At 74.2% G+C, this 23,451-nt stretch carries 21 protein-coding genes and 1 riboswitch; of the genes, 14 read left to right on the top strand and 7 right to left on the bottom strand.

From position 1 onward, the window contains the following. Positions 1 to 43 precede the first annotated feature (43 nt). Positions 44 to 823 carry a peroxide stress protein YaaA gene (gene yaaA / locus KUV85_RS07195; RefSeq protein ID WP_219962533.1) on the top strand — a complete coding sequence of 260 codons (780 nt, stop codon included), beginning with the start codon at positions 44 to 46 and terminating at the stop codon, positions 821 to 823. Between the two features lie 64 nt (positions 824 to 887). On the opposite strand, the gene KUV85_RS07200 is transcribed toward yaaA, so the two are convergent. From KUV85_RS07200 to KUV85_RS07210, 3 genes are read right to left on the bottom strand one after another with little or no spacing between them, the layout of a single operon-like run. Continuing rightward, complete coding sequence (locus tag KUV85_RS07200; protein WP_219962534.1) at positions 888 to 1,586, bottom strand: histidine phosphatase family protein; 699 nt, start codon at positions 1,584 to 1,586, stop codon at positions 888 to 890. Then, a complete protein-coding gene (locus tag KUV85_RS07205) occupies positions 1,583 to 2,326 on the bottom strand; it encodes a zinc ribbon domain-containing protein (RefSeq protein ID WP_219962535.1) in 744 nt (247 codons plus the stop codon). The genes KUV85_RS07200 and KUV85_RS07205 overlap by 4 nt, the downstream gene beginning before the upstream one ends. Next, entirely contained in the window at positions 2,323 to 3,435 is a 1,113-nt protein-coding gene (locus tag KUV85_RS07210) for a Nif3-like dinuclear metal center hexameric protein (RefSeq protein ID WP_219962536.1), read from the bottom strand. The genes KUV85_RS07205 and KUV85_RS07210 overlap by 4 nt, the downstream gene beginning before the upstream one ends. Before the next feature lie 24 nt (positions 3,436 to 3,459). Beyond that, a riboswitch (cobalamin riboswitch) is annotated at positions 3,460 to 3,661 on the top strand. Between the two features lie 53 nt (positions 3,662 to 3,714). Between KUV85_RS07210 and KUV85_RS07215 the strand changes: the two genes are divergently transcribed. The 13 genes from KUV85_RS07215 to KUV85_RS07275 all read left to right on the top strand — a co-directional run bounded on the left by KUV85_RS07215 (position 3,715) and on the right by KUV85_RS07275 (position 16,813). After that, positions 3,715 to 4,569, top strand: coding sequence for a hypothetical protein (locus KUV85_RS07215; RefSeq protein ID WP_219962537.1), 855 nt, complete (start codon positions 3,715 to 3,717; stop codon positions 4,567 to 4,569). After that, on the top strand, positions 4,566 to 5,228 hold the full coding sequence (locus KUV85_RS07220; RefSeq protein WP_219962538.1) for a precorrin-8X methylmutase: 663 nt from the start codon (positions 4,566 to 4,568) through the stop codon (positions 5,226 to 5,228). Before KUV85_RS07215 ends, KUV85_RS07220 begins: the two co-directional genes overlap by 4 nt. Continuing rightward, positions 5,228 to 6,883: a precorrin-3B C(17)-methyltransferase gene (cobJ, locus tag KUV85_RS07225; RefSeq protein ID WP_219962539.1), complete on the top strand. Its 1,656-nt coding sequence runs from the start codon at positions 5,228 to 5,230 to the stop codon at positions 6,881 to 6,883. The genes KUV85_RS07220 and cobJ overlap by 1 nt, the downstream gene beginning before the upstream one ends. Further along, entirely contained in the window at positions 6,880 to 8,118 is a 1,239-nt protein-coding gene (cbiE, locus tag KUV85_RS07230; RefSeq protein WP_219962540.1) for a precorrin-6y C5,15-methyltransferase (decarboxylating) subunit CbiE, read from the top strand. The genes cobJ and cbiE overlap by 4 nt, the downstream gene beginning before the upstream one ends. Next, positions 8,115 to 8,888 carry a cobalt-precorrin-4/precorrin-4 C(11)-methyltransferase gene (locus KUV85_RS07235; protein WP_219962541.1) on the top strand — a complete coding sequence of 258 codons (774 nt, stop codon included), beginning with the start codon at positions 8,115 to 8,117 and terminating at the stop codon, positions 8,886 to 8,888. Before cbiE ends, KUV85_RS07235 begins: the two co-directional genes overlap by 4 nt. Beyond that, positions 8,885 to 10,936: a VWA domain-containing protein gene (locus tag KUV85_RS07240; RefSeq protein ID WP_219962542.1), complete on the top strand. Its 2,052-nt coding sequence runs from the start codon at positions 8,885 to 8,887 to the stop codon at positions 10,934 to 10,936. The genes KUV85_RS07235 and KUV85_RS07240 overlap by 4 nt, the downstream gene beginning before the upstream one ends. After that, positions 10,933 to 11,565 carry a 5,6-dimethylbenzimidazole synthase gene (gene bluB, locus KUV85_RS07245; protein ID WP_219962543.1) on the top strand — a complete coding sequence of 211 codons (633 nt, stop codon included), beginning with the start codon at positions 10,933 to 10,935 and terminating at the stop codon, positions 11,563 to 11,565. Before KUV85_RS07240 ends, bluB begins: the two co-directional genes overlap by 4 nt. Beyond that, positions 11,565 to 12,179 carry a cob(I)yrinic acid a,c-diamide adenosyltransferase gene (gene cobO, locus KUV85_RS07250; RefSeq protein WP_219962544.1) on the top strand — a complete coding sequence of 205 codons (615 nt, stop codon included), beginning with the start codon at positions 11,565 to 11,567 and terminating at the stop codon, positions 12,177 to 12,179. The genes bluB and cobO overlap by 1 nt, the downstream gene beginning before the upstream one ends. Next, complete coding sequence (locus KUV85_RS07255; RefSeq protein WP_219962545.1) at positions 12,176 to 13,627, top strand: cobyrinate a,c-diamide synthase; 1,452 nt, start codon at positions 12,176 to 12,178, stop codon at positions 13,625 to 13,627. Before cobO ends, KUV85_RS07255 begins: the two co-directional genes overlap by 4 nt. Continuing rightward, a complete protein-coding gene (gene cobC / locus KUV85_RS07260) occupies positions 13,620 to 14,657 on the top strand; it encodes an Rv2231c family pyridoxal phosphate-dependent protein CobC (RefSeq protein ID WP_219962546.1) in 1,038 nt (345 codons plus the stop codon). The genes KUV85_RS07255 and cobC overlap by 8 nt, the downstream gene beginning before the upstream one ends. 157 nt (positions 14,658 to 14,814) lie before the next feature. Further along, positions 14,815 to 15,027: a CbtB domain-containing protein gene (locus tag KUV85_RS07265; RefSeq protein WP_219962547.1), complete on the top strand. Its 213-nt coding sequence runs from the start codon at positions 14,815 to 14,817 to the stop codon at positions 15,025 to 15,027. Between the two features lie 12 nt (positions 15,028 to 15,039). Continuing rightward, the gene (locus KUV85_RS07270; RefSeq protein ID WP_219962548.1) at positions 15,040 to 15,873 is read left to right on the top strand and encodes a CbtA family protein; all 834 of its coding nucleotides are present in this window, start codon (positions 15,040 to 15,042) and stop codon (positions 15,871 to 15,873) included. Between the two features lie 19 nt (positions 15,874 to 15,892). Beyond that, positions 15,893 to 16,813, top strand: a complete 921-nt coding sequence (locus KUV85_RS07275) for a cobalamin biosynthesis protein (RefSeq protein WP_219962549.1) — start codon at positions 15,893 to 15,895, stop codon at positions 16,811 to 16,813. Here the strand turns inward: KUV85_RS07275 and KUV85_RS07280 are convergent. The 4 genes from KUV85_RS07280 to cobN all read right to left on the bottom strand — a co-directional run bounded on the left by KUV85_RS07280 (position 16,770) and on the right by cobN (position 23,421). Continuing rightward, the gene (locus KUV85_RS07280) at positions 16,770 to 17,498 is read right to left on the bottom strand and encodes a cobalt-precorrin-6A reductase (RefSeq protein ID WP_219962550.1); all 729 of its coding nucleotides are present in this window, start codon (positions 17,496 to 17,498) and stop codon (positions 16,770 to 16,772) included. The two genes, KUV85_RS07275 and KUV85_RS07280, sit on opposite strands and share 44 nt — an antisense overlap. After that, positions 17,498 to 18,892 (bottom strand): cobyric acid synthase, encoded by a 1,395-nt coding sequence (locus KUV85_RS07285; protein WP_219962551.1) that lies wholly within the window; start codon positions 18,890 to 18,892, stop codon positions 17,498 to 17,500. The genes KUV85_RS07280 and KUV85_RS07285 overlap by 1 nt, the downstream gene beginning before the upstream one ends. Before the next feature lie 88 nt (positions 18,893 to 18,980). Then, positions 18,981 to 19,670, bottom strand: a complete 690-nt coding sequence (locus tag KUV85_RS07290) for a precorrin 6A synthase (RefSeq protein ID WP_219962552.1) — start codon at positions 19,668 to 19,670, stop codon at positions 18,981 to 18,983. A gap of 37 nt (positions 19,671 to 19,707) precedes the next feature. Beyond that, positions 19,708 to 23,421 (bottom strand): cobaltochelatase subunit CobN, encoded by a 3,714-nt coding sequence (gene cobN, locus KUV85_RS07295; protein ID WP_219962553.1) that lies wholly within the window; start codon positions 23,419 to 23,421, stop codon positions 19,708 to 19,710. Positions 23,422 to 23,451 lie beyond the last annotated feature (30 nt).

Genomic DNA, 23,451 nt, shown 5'->3' on the forward strand with positions numbered 1-23,451 from the left:
CTAGGACCTGCCCGTCGGGACCGACCACGTAGGATCGCGCCCCATGCTGATCCTTCTCCCGCCCAGCGAGGGCAAGGCAGCGCCGGCGCGGGGGCGGCCGCTGGACCTGGCCTCGCTCTCCTCGCCCGAGCTGACCCCGACGCGGGAGCGGATCCTCGGCGCGCTCGAGCGGCTCTGCCACCGCGAGCCCGACCACGCCTGCACGGTGCTCGGGCTCTCGGCGAAGCAGGGCGACCTGGTCGAGCGCAACGCGTCGCTGGCCAGCGCCCCCACGGCGCGGGCGGACCGGATCTATGACGGGGTGCTCTACGACGCGCTCGAGGCCGGCACGCTCTCCACCACGGCCAAGCGGCGCGCGGCGTCGCGGGTGGCGGTGACCTCGAGCCTGTTCGGGTTGGTGCGGCTGACCGACCGGATCCCGGCGTACCGCCTCTCCGGTGACGTCAACCTGCCCGGTGCCGGCCAGATCGCCGGGCTGTGGCGCGACGCCCTCGACCCGGTCGCCACCGACGCCGTCGGGCGCGGCCTGCTGGTCGACCTGCGGTCGGGGATGTACGCCGGGTTCTGGCGGCCGTCCACGGCGCTCGCGCCGCGCGTGGCGACGCTGCGGGTGCTGCACGAGGTCGGTGGCGAGCGCAAGGTCGTCAGCCACTTCAACAAGGCCACCAAGGGGCGCCTCGTGCGGACGCTGCTCGAGGACGGCGCCGACCCACGCACGCCCGCCCAACTGGCCGACGCCCTGACCGACCTGGGCTGGAAGGTCGAGACCGGTGAGCCGACCGGCAAGGGCACCCAGCTCGACGTGGTGGTCACCGACCTCTGACGTCGTCACAAGCGAATTTGTCCTCTCCGACGCCTCGGGAGGACAAGAACGCTTGTGACGACGCTCAGGCGCGGTGCGGACCCGCGTTGAACATCCGCAGGGCGCCGCGGACCGCACCCTCGTCGTCGGTGAAGTAGTTCAGCACGCTCACCGAGGCCGGCTCCAGCGCCATCCGGTACGCCGCCTCCAGCGGTGCCTCGAGGGCCCCGGCGACCAGCGCCTTGATGGGCGTGACGTGGCTGACGACCACGACCGTGCGGCCAGCGTGCTCGGCGAGCACGCGGTCGAGTCCGGCGTGCACCCGCTCGCGCACCTGCTGGATCGACTCCCCGCCCGGCGGGGCGACCGAGGTGTCACCGAGCCAGGCACGGAAGTCCTCGCCGTGCTGCTCGGCGACCTCGCTGAAGGTCTGCCCGTCCCAGGCGCCGAACTCCATCTCGGCGAACCCGGGCTCCTCGCTCACGGCCAGCCCGAGGCGGTCGGCGACGAGGTCGGCGGACTCGCGGGTGCGGCGTACCGGCGAGGCCACCACCGCGACCGGGTCGTGGCCCTGCGCGGCCAGCCAGTCGGCCGTCGCCGCGACCTGGTCGCGGCCCTCCTGCGACAGCGGCGGGTTGTCACCGCCCAGGCCACCGGAGAAGCGCTTCGCCGAGGTGTGGTGGGTGACCCCGTGGCGCACCAGGACCAGGGTCGTGGCCGCGGTCGCGCCCCAGCTGGCCGGCGGCCGGGCCACACCGGGCCCGACCGCACGCGGTTGGCTCACAGGCCGCTCTCGCCGGTGCGCACCAGGATCCGCTGGCACTCCTCGCAGCGGGCGACCGACTCGGTCGGCAGCTGCCGCAGCCGCTCGATCTCGGAGGCGTCCAGGCTGAGCATGCAGCCACCGCACTGCTTGGCACGCAGCAGCGCGGCACCGATGCCGCCCTTGTTGGCGCGGAGCTTCTCGTACAGCGCGAGCAGGTCCTCGGGCATGTCGGCGATCATCGGGTCGCGCCCGGCGATGACGCGGGCGAGCTCGTCCTCGATCTCGGTGCGCTTGCGGTCGCGGGTCGCGGTCAGCGCCTCGACGTCGGCGGCCAGGCTCGCCTCGCGCTCCTGCGCGGCGGTGAGGGTGCGCTGGGCGTCCTCGAGCTGCTCCATCACCTCGAGCTCCTCGTCCTCCAGCGTGCTGATGCGCCGCTCGAGGCTGTCCATCTCGTGCTGCAGCTGCTCCAGCGCCTTGGGATCGGTGACCTGGCCGCTGTCCATGCGTGCCCGGTCGCGCTCGCGGCGCTCCTTGACCTGCTCGACGTCGCGGTCGGCCTTGCGCTGGGCCAGGTCGAGGTCGTCGACCACGACCTGCTGGTCGCGCACCGCGTCGCGGACCCGCGCCTGCTCGGTGGTGAGGGTGGCCAACTCGGCGTCCTCGGGCAGGTTGCTCAGCCGGTGACGCAGTTGGTCGGTCTCGGAGTCCAGGGCCTGGACGTCGAGGAGCTTCAGCTGGGCGAAGGGGTCGGCATTCACAGGTGCATTGTCCACGGGTCGGTGTTGAGCGTGCTGACGTGGGTGTCCACGTCGATCGCGGCCGCGAGCCGCTCGGCGACGACCGGCAGCCACGTCCATTCTGCCGCCCAGTGGGCGACGTCGACCAGCGCCGGACCGTCCTGCTCGAGGAACTCCGCCGCCGGGTGGTGGCGCAGGTCGCTGGTCAGGTAGACGTCGGCGTCGCTGCCGGCCAGCTGCCCCAGCAGTGAGTCGCCGGCACCACCGCACACCGCGACCCGCTTCACCGTGCGCTGCGGGTCACCCGCGACGCGTACGCCGTGCGAGGTCGCGGGCAGCACCTCGGCCACCCGCTCGGCGAACTGCGCCAGCGTCCCGCCCGGCACCGTGCCGATGCGGCCGAGCCCGACGTCGGTGACACCGGGGTCGGCGAGTTCGAGGACGTCGTACGCCGGCTCCTCGTATGGGTGGGCGGCCAGCAGCGCGCGGACCACGTCGGCGCGGTGGACGCGGTCGAAGATGACCTCGATCCGCTCCTCCTCGACGGTCTCGATCTGCCCGACGGCGCCGATCGTGGGGTTCGCGCCCTCCAGCGGCCGGAACCGGCCCTGGCCGGAGGAGGAGAAGGAGGCGAACTCGTAGTCGCCGATGCGGCCCGCGCCGGCCTCGGCGAGCGCGGCCCGGACCGGGGGCGCGGCGTCGGCCGGCGCGAAGGCGATCAGCTTGTCCCGCGCCGGGCCGGGCGTGGGCACCAGCGGCGTGACGTCGCTCAGCCCCAGCGCGGTGGCGAGCGCGTCGGAGACGCCCTCGACGGCCTTGTCGGCGTTGGTGTGGGCGGTCAGCAGGGCGCAGTCGGCCTTCACCAGGCGCGAGAGCGTGCGCCCCTTGGGCGTGGTCGCCGCGAACCCGTGGACCGGCTTGAGGAACAGCGGGTGGTGGACCACCAGGAGGTCCGCCTTCACGTCCGCCGCCTCCTCGGCGACCTCCGGGGTCGGGTCGACGGCGAACATCACCTTCTTCACCGCCTGCTCGGGGTCGCCGTGGACCAGGCCCACCGCGTCCCACGGCTCGGCGGTCGCGGGCGGATACCAGTCGTGGATGAGAGCAGTGAGGTCCTTCAGGGCTGGCATGGGAGCCAATCTATCCGTCGGGCTTGTTAGGCTCAGCGGGCCAGTCGACCTCTCCCGTGGAGGTCAGGGAACCCGGTGCGAATCCGGGACTGACGCGCAGCGGTGTGGGTGACGGGCGGGACAGGCACGCGAGTGCGGTCACTGGGACGGGTCGACCCCGCCCCGGGAAGGCGTCCCGACCCGGACGATCCCGAGTCCGAAGACCTGCTGGCCCTTGCGGTGTCCGCCGCGAGGTCGATGCGGAGCGACGCGCAGAGCTCCGGACCTCGAAGGAGAACGATGGTCCCGCCGCCCGTCAGGACGCGACCCGACCGGTGTCCCGGCGTACTCCGCCCGTGGCCGGCCCACGACGGCGCCCTGGTGCGCCTCCGGGTGCCCGGCGGCCAGCTCGCCGTCGGTGCGCTCCGCGCGCTGCTCGCCGTGGCCGAGGAGTACGGCGAGCGCCGCGTCCACCTCACCGGTCGCGCCAACCTGCAGCTCCGGGCACTCCCGGCCCACGACGGCGCGCTGCGCGGCGACGTGCTGACCGCGATCGAGACGACCGGCCTGCTGCCCTCGCGGCGCCACGACCTGGTCCGCAACGTGCTCGCCTCCCCGCAGACCGGCCTCGCCGGCGGTCTCGCGGACCTGCGTCCGGTCCTCGCCGAGCTGGACCGGCTGCTGCTCGCCGACGACCGGCTCGGTGACCTGCCGGGGCGCTTCCTCTTCACCCTCGACGACGGCCGCGGCGACCTGCACGACCACCACCGCGACCTCGGCCTCGTCGCCCTGGACGCCACCACCGCGCGGCTGCGCGTCGGCGCGGCGTGGGGTCCCGTCGTCGCCCTCGCCGACGCCCCCGCAGCGCTCGTCGACCTCGCCCGGGAGTTCCTCGACGCCCGCGGGGAGGGCCCCGCCGCCGCGTGGCACGTCGACGAGCTCACCACGCCGTTGCTCGCGACCGACGCGGCCCACACGGCCGAGCAGGTCGTAGACGCGACCCCGCTCCCCCACGGCCCCGTCCCCGGCGGCTGCCACGAACCGGTCGAGGCGGGCATCACCGGCGCCCACGTCGCTCGGTGGGCACGCGTCACCGACACCGTCGTCCTCACGCCGTGGCGCGGCGTACTCGTCCCCACCGGAGGTGCTCGATGAGCCTGCAACCGCCGCCCCGGCGCTATGACTACCTGACCGACGGCCCGGCGATCTACGTCGACTCCTTCGCCACGATCCGGGCCGAGGCCGACCTCGGCCGGGTCCCCGAGAGCGCGGAGAAGGTCGCCGTACGGATGATCCACGGCAGCGGGCAGACCGACCTGGTCGAGGACCTGGTCATCCACCCCGATCTGGTCGACGCCGGCCGGACCGCGCTCGAGGTCGGTGCCCCCATCCTGTGCGACACCCGGATGGTCGCCGACGGCGTGACGGCCGGACGGTTGCCCGCGGGCAACCCCGTCCACTGCTTCCTCGGCGACGAGCGCGTGCCGGGGCTGGCGGCGGCTTGGGGCACCACCCGCACCGCGGCGGCGGTCTCGCTGTGGGAGCCCCACCTGGCCGGCGCCGTCGTCGCGATCGGCAACGCCCCGACGGCGCTGTTCCACCTGCTGGAGATGCTCGTCGACGGCGCGCCGCGCCCCGCCGCGATCGTCGGCTGTCCGGTCGGCTTCATCGGTGCGGCGGAGTCCAAGGACGCGCTCGCGTCACTCGCCGCCGACCACGGCATCGACGTCCCGTTCGTCACCGTCCGTGGCCGCCGCGGCGGCTCGGCGGTGACCTCCTCGGCCCTCAACGCGCTCGCACAGGAGGCCGAGTGATGGCCGGCTCACTGGCGATCGTGGGGCTGGGGCCCGGCGACCCCGAACTGATCACCCGCAAGGCCGCCCGCCTCATCGGCGAGGCCGACGTCGTCGCCTACCACGCCGGCGTCCGCAAGCAGTCCCACGCGCGGCGCATCGCCGCCGACCTCATCCCGACCGACGCGGTCGAGGAAGAGCTGCGCTACCCGGTCACGACCGGCACCACCGACCACCCCGGCGGCTACGTCGGCGCACTGGCCGACTTCTACGAGGAGTCCGCCGAGCGGCTCACCACGCACCTGACGGTCGGGCGACGGGTCGTGCTGCTCGCCGAGGGCGACCCGCTCTTCTACGGCTCCTCGATGTACCTCCACGACCGGCTCGCGCCGCGGTTCGCCACCGAGGTGGTGCCCGGGGTGCCGGCGTACGCCGCCGCGACCGCTGCGGTCGCCACCCCGCTGGTGCGCCAGGCCGACGTGCTCACCGTGCTGCCCGGCACGCTGCCCGAGCCCGAGCTCGCACGGCGGCTGGCCGACACCGACGGCGCGGTGATCATGAAGCTCGGCCGCACCTTCCCCGCCGTACGCCGCGCCCTCGCCGAGGCCGGCCGGCTCGACGGAGCGCTCTACGTCGAGCGCGCCGCCCAGCCCGAGCAGCGCTGGCTCCCGGTCGCCGACGTCGACCCCGACTCGGTGCCGTACTTCTCCCTCATCGTCGTCCCGGGCGACTCGGCCGCCTCCCCCAGCGACGCCACCCGGCTCCGCCATCGGGTCGAGTACTCACCTTCTCCCGCCGAGTCCTCACTTGTTGCCACTCCAGTGCTCACTTCTTCTCCGTCGAGTCGCACCCCGGTTCACGGCGGCGCGACAACAAGTGCCGACTCGACCGGCAACAAGTGCCGACTCGACGAGGGAAAGTGCCGAGTCAACGAGGTGGTGGTGGTCGGTCTCGGGCCCGGACCCGAGGCGTGGCTGACACCGGAGGCCCGCGAGGTGCTGGCCGAGGTCGAGCACGTCGTGGGCTACGGGCCGTACGTCGCACGGGTGCCGCAGCGCGCCGGGCTCCAGCGGCACGCCTCGGGCAACACCGTCGAGGTCGACCGCGCCCGGCACGCCCTCGACCTGGCCGCCGCCGGCGAACGCGTCGCCGTGGTCTCCGGGGGTGACGCCGGCGTCTTCGGCATGGCAGCGGCGGTCTTCGAGGCCGCTGCCGACCCGGCGTACGCCGACGTCGGGGTCCGCGTCGTCCCCGGCGTGAGCGCGATCCAGGCCGTCGCCGCACGGGCGGGCGCCCCCATCGGCGCCGACTTCGCCGTGATGAGCCTCTCGGACCGACTCAAGCCGTGGTCGGTGATCGCCGACCGGCTCCGGGCGATCGCGGAGGCGGACCTGGTCCTCGGCCTCTACAACCCCGCCTCCCGCAGCCGCCGCCAGCAGGTCGTCGACGCCCAGAAGCTGCTCCTCGAGCACCGCTCCCCCGACACCGTGGTGGTCGTCGGTCGCGACGTCGGACGCGCCGAGGAGGAGCTCACCGTCACCACGCTCAGCGCCCTCGACACCGACACGATCGACATGAAGTGCCTGCTCCTGGTGGGGGCCAGCACCACCCGCGTCGACCCCGCCGGCGTCTGGACCCCGCGCTGGGTCGAGGACACGACCGAGGCGGCACCGTGACCGCGGCGCCACTGCCCCACGTCACCGTGATCGGGATCGGCGCCGACGGCTGGTCGGTCCTGCCCGAGGCCTCGCGCACCCGCCTCTGCGGGGCGACCGTGCTGCTCGGCGGACGTCGCCACCTCGCGATGGTGCCCCACGTCGACGGCCAGGTGCGCCACGCGTGGCCCTCGCCGATGGCCAACCTGCCCGACCTGCTCGCCGCCCATCCCGAGGACGACGTCGTCGCGCTCGCCTCCGGCGACCCCTACCTCTCCGGCGTCGCCACCACGCTGCGTCGCCACCTCGGCGACCGCCTCACCGTCGTCCCCGCCGTCTCCTCGGTCGCCCTCGCTCGCGCCCGGATGGGCTGGGCCGCGGAGGAGACCGAGGTGATCACCCTCGTCGGCCGCGCCCCGGACGTCGTACGCCGCGAACTCGCGCCGGGCCGCCGGCTGCTGGTGCTCTCCTCCGACGAGACCACCCCCGCCACGGTGGCGGCGACCCTGGCCGAGGAGGGCTGCGGCGCCAGTCGGCTGACGGTGCTCGGTGACCTCGGCGCGCCCGAGGAGAGTCGCGTCGCGGGCACGGCCGCGGAGGTGGCGCGCTGGGGTCGTCACCTCCCCCGGCTGCACGTGCTCGCGATCGAGGTCGCCGGGGCCGGGCGGAGTTCGTGGGCGCCCGGCCTGGCCGACGACCGCTTCGACCACGACGGGCAGCTCACCAAGCGCGACGTGCGCGCCAGCGCGCTGGCCCGGCTGGCGCCTCGGCCCGGCGAGCTGCTGTGGGACGTCGGCGCCGGTGCGGGATCGGTCGCGATCGAGTGGCTCCGCGCCCACCGCACCTGTCGGGCGGTCGCGGTCGAGGACCGTCCCGAGCGGGCGTGTCGCATCCGGCACAACGCAGGCCGGCTGGGCGTCCCGTCGCTCGAGGTCGTCCGGGGCCGGGCGCCGGCCGCGCTCACCGACCTCCCGGCGCCGGACGCGGTCTTCGTCGGCGGCGGCGCCACCGAGCCCGGCCTGCTGGACCGCTGCCGCGACGCCCTGGCCCCCGGGGGCCGCCTGGTCGTCCACGGCGTGACGCTGGAGACCGAGCAGCTGCTGGTGGCGGCGTACGCCTCCCACGGCGGTGAGCTGACCCGGCTCGCGGTCGAGCAGGCAGCACCAATTGGCGAACGCTTCACCGGGTGGCAGCCCGCCCGCGCGGTCACGCAGTGGGCCTGGCACAAGCCGACAGTCCTTGGAGGCGAGCGATGACGGTCCACTTCCTCGGCGCGGGTCCGGGTGCGGCCGACCTGCTGACGCTGCGGTCGGCCCGGCTGCTGGGCGAGGCCGACGTGGTGCTCTATCCCGGCACCTACCTCGACGCCGACGTGCTCGGCCACTGCCGGGCCGATGCCGACCTGGTCGACACCCAGGGCCTGGACCTGGACCGCATCACCGCCGTCATGGTCGAGGCCGACGCGGCGGGGCGCGACGTGTGCCGGCTGACATCGGGCGACCCGTCGCTCTACTCCGCGTTGCACGAGCAGGCCCGGCGGCTCGACGCCGCGGGCGTGGCGTGGGACGTCACCCCCGGGGTGCCGGCGTACGCCGCCGCGGCCGCACGCGTGGGCCGCGAGCTCACGGTGCCCCTCGTCGCGCAGTCGGTGGTGCTCACCCGCACGCAGGCGCGGTCCAGCGCGATGCCGGACCGCGAGCGGCTGGCCGACTTCGCGGCCACCGGCGCGACGCTGGTGCTGCACCTGGCCATCACCCGCACCCGGGAGCTGATGGCCGAGGTCGCGCCGCACTACGGCGAGGACTGCCCGGTGGTGGTCGTCCACCGTGCGAGCCAGCCCGAGGAGGTCGTGCTGCGCGGCACCGTGGGCGGCGCTCAGCCGATCGCCGACGCGGTCGAGGCGGCCGGGCTGCGGCAGGCCGCCGTGGTGCTGGTCGGTCCCGCCCTGGCCGCCGCCCGTGGTGGCGAGTCCTGGCTCTACTCCCCCACCCGTCCCCGTCACCCGAGACCAGAGGAGACCGCATGACGACTGCCCCCAGCGCTCCGACGCACTTCCCGTTCAGCGCCGTGGTCGGTGCCGACGGCCCCGACGGACCGGACCCGATGGCACTCGCGTTGATCCTCACCACGATCTCGCCCGAGGTCGGCGGCGTGCTGGTGCGCGGTGAGAAGGGCACCGCGAAGTCGACGATCGTCCGCGCCCTCGCGGCCGTGCTGCCGAGCGTGGACGGGTCGCAGGTGCCGCTCGTGGAGCTCCCGGTCGGCGCCACCGAGGACCGGGTCGTGGGCTCGATCGACCTCGAGAGTGCGCTCACCGCCGGCAAGGCGCAGTACCAGCCCGGGTTGCTGGCCAAGGCCCACCGCGGCCTGCTCTACGTCGACGAGGTCAACCTGCTCCACGACCACTTGGTCGACCTGCTGCTCGACGCCGCCGCGATGGGGCGCTGCACCGTGGAGCGTGACGGCATCTCGATGTCGCACGACGCGAAGTTCGTCCTGGTCGGCACCATGAACCCCGAGGAGGGCGAGCTCCGGCCCCAACTGCTGGACCGGTTCGGTCTGACCGTCGAGGTCGCCGCTCCGCGCGACCCGGCCGCGCGGGTGGAGGTCATCCGCCGCCGGATCGCCTACGACGCCGATCCCGACGGGTTCGCCGCGCAGTACGCCGACGCCGAGAAGCGGCTGACCGAGCGCATCCGCGAGGCGCAGTACGCCGTGGGCCGGGTCCGGCTGACCGATGCGGCACTGCTCAAGATCGCCGAGGTGTGCGCGGCGTTCGAGGTCGACGGACTCCGTGCTGACATCGTCACCGCCCGCGCCGCGACCGCCCACGCGGCGTGGCACGGCCGCGACCACGTCACGCTGGACGACATCCGGGTCGCGGCGCGGCTGACGCTGCCGCACCGGCGACGCCGCAACCCCTTCGACGCCCCCGGCCTCGACGAGGACCTGCTCGACCAGGTGCTGGGCGACGACCTGCCGCCCGAGCCCCCGGAACCGCCCGAGGGCGACCCCGACACCGACCCGCCGCAGGGCACCGAGGACGCGTCCGACCAGGACGGTCCGGACGGCGAGCACGGCCCGGGTGACCCGACCCCGTCGCCGGGTCGCGGCGAGGACGGCAGTGGCGACGACGGTTCGGCCGAGGACAGCAGCGACAGCCCCGAACCCGCGAGCGACGAGGCCGACGGAGCCGACGGTGCGGACGAGGCCGAGCAGCCCGCAGCACCGCCGGGCGCGGGAGCGAGCGAGGACCCGGGCACCACGGTCGCTCCGGGCACGCCGTACCGCACCCGGCTCTTCGCAGTGCGCGGGACCGGTGCGGGGAGCGCCGGACGCCGCAGCCGCGCCCGCACCGAGACCGGCCGCCGGGTGGGTGCCGAGCCGCTCACCGGCAGCGGCGGTCCGCTGCACCTGATCGAGACGGTCCGGGCAGCGGCCGGCCACCAGCACCGCCGTGGCCGCACCGGTGGCCGCCTCATGCTGCAGCGCGAGGACCTGCGCCGCGCCGTCCTCGAGGGGCGCGAGTCCAACCTGGTGCTCTTCTGCGTCGACGCCTCCGGCTCGATGGCGGCCCGGCGTCGCATGGAGCAGGTCAAGACGGCCGTGCTGAGCCTGCTCCTGGACGCCTACCAGCGCCGCGACAAGGTGGGACTGGTGACCTTCCGCCAGGACCACGCCGCCCTCGCGCTGCCGCCGACGAACTCCGTCGACGCCGCGGCCGCACGCCTGGCCGACCTCCCGGCCGGGGGCCGTACGCCGCTCGCCGAGGGCCTGCTCGAGGCGGCGGCCGTGCTGGAGACCGAGCGGATCCGCGACCCGCGGCGACGCCCGCTGCTGGTCGTCGTCACCGACGGCCGCGCGACGGCCGGCAACGACCCGGTGGTCCGCTCCCGGCAGGTCGCCGACCACCTCGCCCGGCAGGGAGTCGCCTCGCTGGTGGTGGACTGCGAGTCCGGCCCGATGCGGCTCGGCCTCGCACGCCGCCTCGCCGAGCACCTGCAGGCCGAGTACGTTGGCATGGGCGAGGTCACCGCCACCCAGCTGGTCGACCTCGCCAAGGGGGCCGCATGAGGCCCACGACCGCGCTCTACGACGCGATCGAGCAGCGGCGCGACGTACGCCGCGAGTTCACCGGCGAGCCACTGTCCGAGGAGGTGCTGCTCCGGGTGCTGGGCGCCGCCCACCGCGCGCCGAGCGTCGGGCTCAGCCAGCCGTGGGACTTCGTGCTGGTGCGCGACCGGGCGACCCGCGAGGCGTTTCGGGAGCACGTGCGCAGCGAACGCGACGGGTTCGCGGCCTCGCTGCCGCCCGAGCGTCGGGAGACGTTCGCGCGGATCAAGGTCGAGGGGATCTGCGAGTCCTCCCTCGGTGTGGTCATCACCTACGACCCCACGCGCGGTGGCCCGCAGGTCCTGGGCCGGCACGCCATCGACGACGCCGGCCTCTACTCCACCTGCCTGGCCATCCAGAACCTCTGGCTCGCCGCGACCGCCGAGGGCCTGGGCCTGGGCTGGGTGTCGTTCTACCGCGAGCCCTTCCTGCGGGACCTGCTCGCGATCCCCGACCACGTCCGCCCGGTCGCGTGGCTGTGCCTGGGCACGGTCTCGCACCTCGCGGAGCAGCCCGACCTCGAGCGCGCCGGCTGGCGCCGCCGCCGACCCCTGCAGGACGCCATCCACGAGGAGAGGTACCGAGCCTGATGCCCAAGGGACAGCCGCTGACCGTGCCCGACGACGGGCTGACCACGAAGCAGCGCCGCAACCAGCCGCTGGTGATGGTGCACACCGGCCCCGGCAAGGGGAAGTCCACTGCCGCCTTCGGGCTGGCCCTGCGCGGCTGGAACGCCGGGTTCCGCATCGGCGTCTTCCAGTTCGTGAAGTCGGCCAAGTGGCGCATCGGCGAGCAGGCCGTGCTGGAGCGACTCGGGCAGCTGCACGAGGAGACGGGCGAGGGCGGTCCCGTCGAGTGGCACAAGATGGGCTCGGGGTGGTCCTGGCGCCGCAAGGCCGGCAGCGAGGACGACCACGCCGCCGACGCCGCCGAGGGCTGGGCCGAGATCCGGCGGCGCCTCGCCGCACAGACCCACGACCTCTACGTGCTCGACGAGTTCACCTATCCGCTGAAGTGGGGCTGGGTCGACGTCGAGGAGGTCGTCGCGACCCTGGCCGAGCGCCCCGGCAAGCAGCACGTGGTGATCACCGGCCGCGACGCCGATCCCCGGCTGGTGGCGGCCGCCGACCTCGTCACCGAGATGGGCAAGACCAAGCACCCGATGGACGCCGGCCAGAAGGGCCAGCGCGGGATCGAGTGGTGACCGCGGTGGTCGACCCCGGCACGACCCCACGACTCGTCGTCGCCGCCCCGGCCACCGGCCAGGGCAAGACCACCGTCGCCACCGGGCTGATGGCGGCCCTCGCGGCAGCCGGCCACGAGGTGAGCGGCCACAAGGTCGGCCCCGACTACATCGACCCCGGCTACCACGCGCTCGCGTGCGGCCGCCCCGGTCGCAACCTCGACCCGCACCTCGTCGGCGAGGAGCGCGTCGTACCCCTGCTGCGGCACGGCGCCCGCGGCGCCGACGTGTCGGTCGTCGAGGGCGTGATGGGCCTGTACGACGGCCGCGTGGGCGGGCGCGGGTTCGCCTCGACCGCACACGTGGCCGCGTTGACCCGGACACCGGTGGTGCTGGTCGTCGACATCTCGCGCTCCTCGCGCTCGATCGGGGCCGTCGTGCACGGGATGGCCACCTGGGACGCGGACGTCGAGGTCGCCGGGGTGATCCTCAACCAGGCCGGCTCCCGCCGCCACGCCGACGAGGTCGCCTCCTCGATCGACCTGCCCGTCCTCGGCGTCCTCCCCCGCGACGACCGGATCGCCACTCCGTCGCGCCACCTGGGCCTGGTCACCGCCGCCGAGCGTGACGAGTCCGCGGCGGTCGTCGCCCGCCTGGCCGAGCTCCTGACCGAGCACGTGGACCTCGCGGCCGTCCTCGACCTCGCCCGCTCGGCGCCCGCCCTCAAGGCCGCGCCGTGGGATCCCACCGCAGCGCTGCACCCCGGTGACGCCACGAGTGCCGAGTCGGCGCCAACTCGGCTCACGGGAGCCGAGTTCACGCCGACTCGGCACGGTGGGGAGCCGAGTTGGCGCCGACTCGGCAACGTTGGTCGCCCGGTGGTCGCCGTCGCCGGCGGGCGGGCGTTCACCTTCCGGTACGCCGAGACCGCGGAGCTGCTCGAGGCCGCCGGGTGCGAGGTGCGCAGCTTCGACCCCGCGCAGGACGCCTCGCTCCCGCCGGGCACGGCGGGGCTCTACCTGGGCGGCGGGTTCCCCGAGGTCCACGCCGCCGACCTGAGCGCCAACGCGGCGCTGCGCGAGGAGATCCGCGACGCCGTGGGCGACGGACTCCCCACGGTGGCCGAGTGTGCCGGGCTGCTCTACCTCTGTCGTACTCTCGACGGGCAACCGATGGCTGGCATACTCGACGCCGACGCCGCCATGAGTGACGGGCTGACCCTGCGCTACCCCGTCGCGACGGCGCCCGTGGACACCCTGCTCACCAGAGCCGGCGAGCAGGTCACCGGCCACGAGTTCCACCGCACGACCGTCACGCCGACAACGGGCAGCACGCCCGCTTGGACGATCGAGGAGAAGGACATGGGATTCTCGGGTTCGACGCTGCACGCCTCCTACCTGCACACGCACTGGGCGGGTCATCCGCAGCTCGCGCGGCGGTTCGCCGAGGCGGTGCACGCCCGTGGTTGACCTGCGCCACCACGGCGACGTCGAGGTGGGCGACCTGCTCGACTTCGCCGTCAACACCTACGCCGGCCCGCGGCCGCCGTGGCTCGAGGCCACGCTGCGCAACTCGCTGTCCGCGATCGACCGCTACCCCGACCCGACGAAGGCGCGCGCGGCCATCGCCCGCCACCACGGACGCTCCCCCAGCGAGGTGCTGCCCACCGCCGGCGCCGCGGAGGCCTTCACGCTGATCGCACGCGCCGTGCCGTGGGAACGCCCCGTCGTGGTGCACCCGCAGTTCACCGAGCCGCACGCCGCCCTGGAACAGGCCGGCTGCCGCGTCACCGAGGTCGTGCTCCGCGAGCCGTTCGGGCTCGACCCGCGACAGATCCCCGACGACGCCGACCTGGTCGTCATCGGCAACCCCACCAACCCCACCGGTGTGCTGCACCCGGCCGACGCCATCCGGGCGCTGCTGAAACCCGGCCGCCTCGTCGTGGTCGACGAGGCCTTCATGGACACCGTGCCCGGGGAGACCGAGTCGCTCGCGGGCGAGGCGGCCTCCGGCCTGGTCGTCCTGCGCTCGCTGACCAAGCACTGGACCATGCCCGGCATCCGCGCGGGCTACCTGCTCGCCGATGCCGCCACCGTGGGCGATCTCGCCCACGGTCAGGTGCCGTGGTCGGTCTCGACCACGGCCGCCGCCGCGATGGCGGCGTGCGCCAGCCCCGTGGCCGAGGCCGAGGCACGCCGGCGTGCCCACGAGATCGCGGCCTGGCGCACCCACCTGTGCAACGGCCTGACCTCGCTGAACATCCCCTACGTCCCCTCGGCGACCTCCTTCGTCCTCGCCCGGCCGGGTGCCGGCGTACACGAGGAGTTGCGGGAGGCCGGCATCGCCTGCCGGCGCGCCGACACCTTCCCCGGACTGGGCCGTGCGTGGCTGCGGATCGCGGTCCGTCCACCGCAGATGACCGACCGACTGCTCGCCGTGTTGCCCGATTGCTGGGACGCCCCGCGGGCGGTGCCACACCACCCCCTCGACATGCCCTAGAGTTCACCGCGTACGGGCACGAGGAAGCCGGTGGAAGTCCGGCACAGTCGCGCTACTGTGACATCGCCCTCCGAATCGGTGGGCGGTGAAGTCAGACCCGAGTGTCCGTCGATCCCATCCCATCGAACAGGGACGCATGAATCCCTGAGGAGGACACATGTCTGCGACGACCGCTGCGCCCGCTCCCGTGGCGCTGCCCACCATCCCGCTGCTCCAGATCGGCCCCTGGGTCGTCTTCTTCGGGCTGCTCGCGATGATCGCGATCTTCTTCGTCAGCGCCAGCCAGGGCGCCCTGGCCCTGCCGGCCGGCGACGGCGTACACGAGTGGGTGCACGACGCCCGCCACCTGCTCGGCTTCCCCTGCCACTGAGCGGGGGCCCCGATGACGCAGCACGTTCCGCAGGAGAACTCTGCCCGGACGGGGTCGGCCACGCGATCGACCCTGCGCCCGGTCGACTTCCTGGTCCGTGGCCTCGCCGCGGGCCTGGTCGCCGGCCTGTTCGCCTTCCTCGTCGGGTTCGCCGTCGGTGAGCCCGCCATCGACGACGCCATCGCCGTCGAGGAGGCCGCCGCCGCGGCCGAGCCCGCCCCGGCGGAGGAGGCCGATCCCGCCGATGCGGGCGGCACCGAGGTCAGCCGCGGCACCCAGAAGAGCTGGGGCCTGCTCACCGGACTGGTCCTGGTCGGCCCGGCGCTGGGGGGCCTCACCGGCCTCGCTGCGGCCGCGGCGATGGGACGCCTCGGCTCGATCTCGGCACGGGGCTCGACCGCCCTGGTCACCCTCGTCGGGTTCGTCACCGTCGCGCTGGTGCCGTTCTGGAAGTACCCCTCGACCCCACCCGCCGTCGGCGCGGCGGAGACGATGGACAGCCGCACCGTCTACTACTTCGGCTTCCTGGTGCTCTCGGTCCTGGCCGGCATCGCCGCCGTCGTGGTGGCACCGCGCCTCGTCGGCACACTCGGCGGGTACGGCGCCGCAGCGGCCGTCGTGGCCGGCTACCTGGCCGTCATGACGGTGGCGGGACTCGCGATGCCGGCCGTCAACGAGGTGGGCGACTTCCCGGCCGACACGTTGTGGGAGTTCCGCACCTCCTCGCTGCTCACGCTCGCGGCGCTCTGGGCCGCCCTCGGCGTGACGCTGGTGGCCCTCGTCGGCCGGCTGCACGACCGCGCCGGTCGCGACGCGGAGCGTCGGGCGCTGGCCGCGAGCCTGTGACCGGCCGGGCCGCCACACCGTGAGCCGCGCGGTCGGGCTGCTGCTCGGGTACGCCGCCGACCGCGTGTTCGCCGACCCGCGACGGGGCCACCCCGTCGCGGGTTTCGGCGCGCTCGCCGCACGCCTCGAGCGCCACACCTGGCGCGACGATCGGGCCGCCGGGGTCGTCCACGTCGCAGCCCTGGTGGGTGGGGCCGTCGTCGTGGGGCGGGCCGCCGACCGGCCCCGCTCCCCCCTCGCCCGGACGCTCGTCACCGCCGTCGCCACGTGGGCGGTGCTCGGCGGGACCAGTCTCGAGCGTGAGGTCACCACGATCGAGCGGCAACTGCGGGAGGGACGACTCGACGACGCCCGGCGACAGCTGACCCACCTCGTCGGCCGCGACCCGACCGGCCTGGACGAGGCGGAGGTCGTGCGCGCGACCGTGGAGTCCCTGGCGGAGAACACCTCCGACGCCGTCGTCTCCTCCCTCGTCTGGGGCGCTCTCGCCGGGGTGCCCGGACTGCTCGGCCACCGCGCGGCCAACACCCTCGACGCGATGGTCGGTCACCGCACGCCACGCCACGAGCGGTTCGGCTGGGCGGCGGCGCGGCTGGACGACCTGCTCAACCTCCCGGGATCACGTCTCACGGCCGCGCTCGCGACCACGCTCGGCCCCGACCGCCGTGGCGCCCTCGCCGCCAGGCGTCGCGATGCCCCCCACCACCCGAGCCCGAACGCCGGACCCGTCGAGGCGGCGTACGCCGGCGCATTGGGGATCCGGCTCGGCGGCACCAACACCTACGGCGACCGGGTCGAGCACCGTGCCGTGATGGGCACGGGCCGCCCGCCGACGGTCGCCGACCTGTCGCGCGCGGTGGCTCTGACGCGACGGCTCGACGCAGCCGCGCTGCTGGTCACCGCCGCGACAGCCAGTCGCGTGCCGCGGCGACGTCGGTGACCGTCAGGACGCCGGTCGGCCCGGGCGTGCGGCGTACGACGACCACCGGGATCCCGAGCTCGGCGGCGGCAGCCATCTTGGGCCAGGTGTAGGACCCGCCGGAGTCCTTGGTGACCACGACGTCGATCGCGTGGTCCTGCATCAGGTCGCGTTCGCCGGCCAGGTCGTAGGGGCCACGGCTGGTACGCAGTACCCACGCGGGGGGCAGCGTGACGTCGGGGACGTCGACCACCCGCGCCAGCACCTCCCGCTCCGCGAGCGCCGGGACGAACCGGGCCAGCTCCTGGCGGCCGACGGTGAGGAAGGGGCGGGAGCCGAGCTCGCCGGCCACCGTCGCGGCCTGCTCGTGGGTGTCGACCCAGATCCAGGACGGGAGCGCCTGCTCGGCCCAGCCGGGACGCTCCAGCCGCAGCAGCGGCACGTCCTCGGCCGCACAGGCCGCGGCGGCGTTGCGGCTCATGCCGAGGGCGAAGGGGTGGGTGGCGTCGACGACCACGTCGTAGTCGGCCAGGGCCGCACGCAGCCCGTCGACCCCGCCGAAGCCGCCGATGCGGACCTCGCCCTCGGGCAGCCGCGGCCGCGCGACGCGGCCGGCGAGGGAGGAGGTGACGGGGACGCCGTCGGCGACGAGCGCTGCGGCGAGGTCGCGTGCCTCCGAGGTGCCACCGAGCAGCAGTACCCGCATCAGCGCACCCCGTCCCGCGCGAGCGCCAGCAGCGCGTCGACGTCCAGGTGCTGCTCGACCAGGTCGCCGAGCAGGTCGAGCCGGCGTTCCCGGGCGGCCGGGAACGAGGCGCGGGAGTCCACGCCGAGGGCGTCGCGGAGGTACGCCGCGCGGGTGGCGTCGTCCTCGAGCGACCCGTGCACCATCGTCCCGGTGACCGGGCCACACTCGCGCTCGCCGGCGATGCGGCCGTGGTGGATCTCGTAGCCGGCAGGGTCGTGCAGCGCCAGCCGCTTCCCGGCGGTGAAGGTGGTGGCGAGGTCCAGCAGCCCGAGGCCCGCGACGGACGCACCGGCCGCCCCCTCCACGCCGTCGGGGTCGTCGATGGTCCGGCCGAGCATCTGGCAGCCGCCGCAGATGCCGAGCACCGGGCGGCCCGCGGCCGCGTGCGCGGTGATCGCCCGGTCGAGCCCGCGTGCCCGCAGCCAGGCCAGGTCGGCGAGCGTGGCGCGGGTGCCGGGCAGCACGACGAGGTCGGCGGCGGCGAGCCGTGCCGGGTCGGTGACGAACTCGACGTCGAGATCGGGTTCGAGCCCGAGCGCGTCGACGTCGGTGAAGTTGCTGATCCGCGGCAACCGGACCACGGCGACCGTCCGCGTCGCTCCCCCGTCGCCCCGGCGCCCCCGGAGGTCGAGGGCGTCCTCGGAGTCCAGCCACAGGTCGTCGTGCCAGGGCAGCACGCCGTACGTCGGCAGCCCGGTGCGCCGTGCCAGGTCGGCCAGGCCGGGCTCGAGCAGGGTGACGTCGCCGCGGAACTTGTTGGCGACGAAGCCGGCGACGAGGCGGCGGTCGGCGTCGTCGAGGAGCCCCCAAGTGCCGTAGCAGGCTGCGAACCAGCCGCCCCGGTCGATGTCGCCGACGACCACGACGGGCAGGTCGCCGTGGCGGGCGAGCCCCATGTTGACGTAGTCGGAGTCACGCAGGTTGATCTCGGCGGGACTGCCCGCCCCCTCGGCGACGACGACGTCGAAGCGCGACCGCAGGTCGTCCACGGCAGCGAACGCCGAGGCCGCCAGCCGCGCCCGACCGTCGGTGAAGTCGCGCGCCGACACCTCGCCGTCGGGCAGGCCGTCGCGGATCACGTGGCTGCGGCGGTCGCTCCCCGGCTTGAGCAGCACCGGGTTCATCGCCACCTCCGGCGCCACCCCCGCCGCGCGGGCCTGGATCCACTGCGCCCGCCCGATCTCGCCGTACCCACCCCCGCGCAGCGGGACGACCATGGAGTTGTTCGACATGTTCTGTGCCTTGTACGGCGCCACCGCGATCCCCCGTCGCGCCAGCGCCCGGCACAGCCCCGTCGTCACCACCGACTTCCCGGCGTCGGAGGTGGTGCCGGCGATGAGGAGCGCGCTCACGGTCGGGATCCCCGGTTGACCGGGGATCCCGGTACTTCTGAGGTCTTGCAAGACCTGAGAAGTAACAGGAAACCCTCGCCAGTGCGCCTCATGACGGCGCCCGCAGCAGGAAGAGGTCCATCACCCAGCCGGCGTGGGCGCGTACGCCGTCCCGCGCGGCCGCGATCTCCTCGGCCACGTCGCCGACCCGGCCGGCGACGAGGCGCTCGCCGTCCGCACCGAGGTTGGCGCCCCACCACACGTGCCAGTCCTCCAGGCCGTCGAGGTCGACGCCGCTGGTCAGCATGACGACCAGGTTGCGCTGGCCCCCGGCGATCGCCTCCCGCATCCGGCGAGCGGTCGTGACGTGGACCGGGTGACCGACCTCGTGCAGCACGATCCGGTGCCGCGCGGCCAGCACCTGCGGCGCACTGATCCCGGGCAGCACGTCGTACGGCAGGCCGAGGTCGGCGACGACGCGGAGCGTGCCGTCGTAGAGCGACGGGTCCCCCCACACCAGCATCCCGACGGTGCCGCCGCGGGCGTCGATCTCGCGCCGGTAGGCGTCGCGCCGCGCGGCGTACCAGTCCGCGACCGCCGCCTCGTAGCGCTCCCGGCCCATGCCGGGCGTCCGGTCACGCTCGGGATCGGTCACGACCACCAGCGGTACGCCGTGCGCGTCGCAGACCGCTCGCCGCACGGCCGTGAGCTCGTCCCCGGGCCGCTTCTCCGGCGCCAGCACCCAGTCGCAGTCGCGCAGTGCCGCGGCGACCTCCGGGGTGACGTGCTGGGGCCCCATGCCACAACCCAGCACCCGGATCTGCGGCGCCCCGACCTCACTCACCGGCGGCTTGCGCTTCCAGGTCGCCCTCGACCTCGAGGTAGACCTGCTGCAGCGCTGCCATGACGTCGGGGTCGGGCTCGGCCCACAGGTCGCGCTCGGCGGCCTCGTGCAGCCGCTCGACGATCCCGCGCAGCGCCCACGGGTTGGACTTCCTCAAGAACGCCTGGTTGGTCTCGTCGAGCACGTACTCACGTGCTAGGGACTCATACATCCAGTCGTGGACGACGCCGGCCGTCGCGTCGAACCCGAACAGGTAGTCCACCGTCGCCGCCAGCTCGAAGGCGCCCTTGTAGCCGTGTCGCTGCATCGCGGAGATCCAGCGCGGGTTCACCACGCGCGCCCGGAAGACCCGCGTGGTCTCCTCGGCCAGGGTCCGCGTCCGCACCGCGTCCGGCGACGTCGAGTCGCCCACGTAGGCCTTCGGGTCGCTCCCGGTCAGCGCACGGATCGTGGCGACCATCCCGCCGTGGTACTGGAAGTAGTCGTCGCTGTCGGCGATGTCGTGCTCGCGGGTGTCGATGTTCTTCGCCGCCACCTGGATGCGGCGGTACGCCGTCCGCATGTCCTCCGCGGCCGGCGCACCGTCGAGGTCGCGACCGTAGGCGAAGCCGCCCCACGCGGTGTAGACCTCGGCGAGGTCCTGGTCGTTGCGCCAACTGCCCGACTCCACGGCCTGCAGGATGCCGGCTCCGTACGAGCCCGGCTTGGAGCCGAAGATGCGGATGGTCGCGCGCCGCTCGTCGCCGTGCTCGGCGAGGTCGGCCTGCGCGTGCTTGCGCACGTAGTTCATGTCCTCGGGCTCGTCGCGCTCGGCGACCATGCGCACCGCGTCGTCCAGCATCGCGACCACGTGCGGGAAGGCGTCGCGGAAGAAGCCCGAGATCCGCACGGTGACGTCGATGCGTGGCCGGCCGAGCTCCTCCAGTGGCACCACGACCAGTTCGCTGACGCGGCGCGACGCCTCGTCCCACTCGGGGCGCACGCCCAGCAGTGCGAGCACCTCGGCGATGTCGTCACCGGCCGTGCGCATCGCGGAGGTGCCCCAGACCGACAGCCCGACCGACTCGGGGTGGCGGCCCTCCTCGTCGAGGTAGCGCTGCAACAGGGAGTCGGCCATGGCCTGGCCGGTGTCCCACGCCAGCCGGGAGGGCACCGCACGCGGGTCGACGGTGTAGAAGTTGCGCCCGGTGGGCAGCACGTTGACCAGGCCGCGCAGCGGCGAGCCGGAGGGACCGGCGGCGACGAAGCCGCCCGCGAGCGCGTGCAGGACGGCGTCCATCTCGTCGGTGGTGCGCTCGAGTCGGGGCACCACCTCGGTCGCGGCGAACTCCAGCACCTGTTGCACGCCCGGGTCGTCGTGCAGCTCGGCGGCGGCAGCCCGGTCCCACCCGCGGTCGTCCATCGCCTGCACCAGCGAGCGGGCCTGCTGCTCGATCTCGTCGACGATCGTGGTGGCCTCGCCGTCCTTGAGCCCGAGCGCGGCCCGCAGACCGGGGACGGCGTTGTTCTGGCCTCCCCAGACCTGCGCCGCACGCAGCATCGCCAGCACGAGGTTCACCCGCGCGTCCGCGGCCGGGGCATCACCGAGGACGTGGAGGCCGTCGCGGATCTGGGCGTCCTTGATCTCGCACAGCCAGCCGTCGACGTGGAGCAGGAAGTCGTCGAACTCCTCGTCGTCGGGCCGCTCCTCCATGCCGAGGTCACGGTGCATCTCCGCGGACCGCATGAGCTGCCAGATCTCGCCCCGGATCGCGGCCAGCTTGCCGGGGTCCATCGCGGCGATCTTGTCGTACTCCTCCAGCAGTTGCTCGAGGCGTGCGATGTCGCCGTAGGAGTCGGCCCGCGCCATCGGCGGCACCAGGTGGTCCACGATCAGCGCGTGGGCGCGGCGCTTGGCCTGCGCACCCTCACCGGGGTCGTTGACCAGGAAGGGGTAGATCAGCGGCAGGTCGGCGATCGCGGCGTCGGTCGCGCACGAGGCCGAGAGTGCGGCGTTCTTGCCGGGCAGCCACTCCATCGAGCCGTGCTTGCCCAGGTGCACCACCGCGTGGGCGCCGAAGCCGCCGTCGTCGGGGCCGGCCCGCAGCCAGCGGTACGCCGCGAGGTAGTGGTGGCTGGGCGCCAGGTCGGGGTCGTGGTAGATCGCGACGGGGTTCTCGCCGAAGCCGCGCGGCGGCTGGATCATCACCACGACGTTGCCGGCCTGCAGCGTGGCGAGCACGACCTCGCCGGCGTCGTTGACGAACAGCTCCCCCGGTGCCTCGCCCCAGGTCTCGACCATGTCGCTGCGCAGGTCCTCGGGCAGGTCCGCGGTCCAGCGCAGGTAGTCCTCGCGCGTGATCCGCACGTGCGCGTCGGTGAGCTGGGCGTGGGTCAGCCACTCCTCGTCCTGGCCGCCCGCGTCGATGAGCGCATGGATCAGCGCGTCGCCGGCCTCGGTGTCGGCCTCCGACGGTCCCGCCGTGGCACTGTCGACGGGCTCGATGGGCTCGACGGGCTCGGCCGCCGAGGCGTCGAGGATCCGGGTGACCTCGTTGTCCCCGCCGAGGTCGTAGCCCTCCGCGCGCAGCCGCCGCAACATCCGCACCGCCGACACCGGGGTGTCGAGGCCGACCGCGTTGCCCACCCGGGAGTGCTTGGTCGGGTAGGCGCTGAGCATCACCGCGATCCGCTTGTCCGCGTTCGGCGTACGCCGCAACCGCGCGTGGTGCGCGGCGATCGAGGACACGCGCCGGCACCGCTCCGGGTCCGCGACGTAGTGCGGAAGCCCGTCGGCGTCGATCTCCTTGAAGGAGAACGGCACCGTGATGATCCGGCCGTCGAACTCGGGGATGGCGACCTGGTTGGCGTAGTCGATCGGGCTGACGCCGTCGTCGTTCTCCTCCCACTCCGCGCAGCTGCTGGTCAGGCAGAGCCCCTGGATGACGGGGATGTCCAGCGCGGCGATGCGGGTGACGTCCCAGGTCTCGTCGTCGCCGCCGGCGCTCGCTGCCGCCGGGGTCGCACCACCGGCGGCCAGCACGGTCACCACCAGGGCATCCAGCGTGCCGAGCGCGTCGAAGAGGTCGTCGGGGGCCGAGCGCAGCGACCCGGCGAAGATCGGCACGGCGGTCGCCGTGCCGGTGGCCTCGATCGCCTCGGCGATCGCGTCGACGAAGGCGGTGTTGCCGCTGGCCTCGTGGGCGCGGTAGTAGAGCACACCGACTCGCGATAGTCCCTGACCAAAAGCACCCGGATCGGCCATTTTCCGGTGCTTTTCGTCAGGGACTATCCGGCTCGCGCCCTCGCGAATGCCCCAGGCAGGGATGGCGACCGGTGGCTCGAAGCCCTCACCGGTCAGCAGGACGGTGTCGGAGAGGAAGGCGTGCAGCTGTTCGAGGTTGGCCGGGCCTCCCTCGGCGAGGTAGCGGTGGGCGTCCGCCGCCACGCCCACGGGCACCGTGGAGGCCTCCATCAGCTCCGCGCTGGGCGTCTGCTCGCCGCCGAGCACGACCACGGGGTTGCCGGCACGGCGTACGGCGTCCAGCTCGGCGGCGTACTCCTGCGGCGAGCCGAGGAGGCGTACGACGGCGAGGTCGGCGTCGGCGGCGAGGTCGGCCAAGCCGTCGAGGTCGCTGCGCGAGGGGTTCGCCCAGGTGAAGTCCGCACCGCTGCCGCGCGCGGAGAGGAGATCGGTGTCGGACGTGGACAGGAGTGCGATGCGCACGGGTACCTCCTGGGGGTTCTCGCCCCGTCT

This window comes from Nocardioides panacisoli (assembly GCF_019448235.1).
Classification (GTDB): Bacteria; Actinomycetota; Actinomycetes; order Propionibacteriales; family Nocardioidaceae; genus Nocardioides; species Nocardioides panacisoli_A.

Bases quoted from the DNA above. Each gene is read 5' to 3' on its own strand.
- KUV85_RS07265 (WP_219962547.1), top strand. From the start codon at position 14,815: ATGTCTGCGACGACCGCTGCGCCCGCTCCCGTGGCGCTGCCCACCATC.
- cobO (WP_219962544.1), top strand. From the start codon at position 11,565: ATGCCCAAGGGACAGCCGCTGACCGTGCCCGACGACGGGCTGACCACG.
- bluB (WP_219962543.1), top strand. From the start codon at position 10,933: ATGAGGCCCACGACCGCGCTCTACGACGCGATCGAGCAGCGGCGCGAC.
- KUV85_RS07235 (WP_219962541.1), top strand. From the start codon at position 8,115: ATGACGGTCCACTTCCTCGGCGCGGGTCCGGGTGCGGCCGACCTGCTG.
- KUV85_RS07240 (WP_219962542.1), top strand. From the start codon at position 8,885: ATGACGACTGCCCCCAGCGCTCCGACGCACTTCCCGTTCAGCGCCGTG.
- KUV85_RS07215 (WP_219962537.1), top strand. From the start codon at position 3,715: ATGGTCCCGCCGCCCGTCAGGACGCGACCCGACCGGTGTCCCGGCGTA.
- KUV85_RS07280 (WP_219962550.1), bottom strand. From the start codon at position 17,498: ATGCGGGTACTGCTGCTCGGTGGCACCTCGGAGGCACGCGACCTCGCC.
- KUV85_RS07270 (WP_219962548.1), top strand. From the start codon at position 15,040: ATGACGCAGCACGTTCCGCAGGAGAACTCTGCCCGGACGGGGTCGGCC.
- cobJ (WP_219962539.1), top strand. From the start codon at position 5,228: ATGGCCGGCTCACTGGCGATCGTGGGGCTGGGGCCCGGCGACCCCGAA.
- yaaA (WP_219962533.1), top strand. From the start codon at position 44: ATGCTGATCCTTCTCCCGCCCAGCGAGGGCAAGGCAGCGCCGGCGCGG.
- KUV85_RS07290 (WP_219962552.1), bottom strand. From the start codon at position 19,670: ATGGGGCCCCAGCACGTCACCCCGGAGGTCGCCGCGGCACTGCGCGAC.
- KUV85_RS07210 (WP_219962536.1), bottom strand. From the start codon at position 3,435: ATGCCAGCCCTGAAGGACCTCACTGCTCTCATCCACGACTGGTATCCG.
- KUV85_RS07220 (WP_219962538.1), top strand. From the start codon at position 4,566: ATGAGCCTGCAACCGCCGCCCCGGCGCTATGACTACCTGACCGACGGC.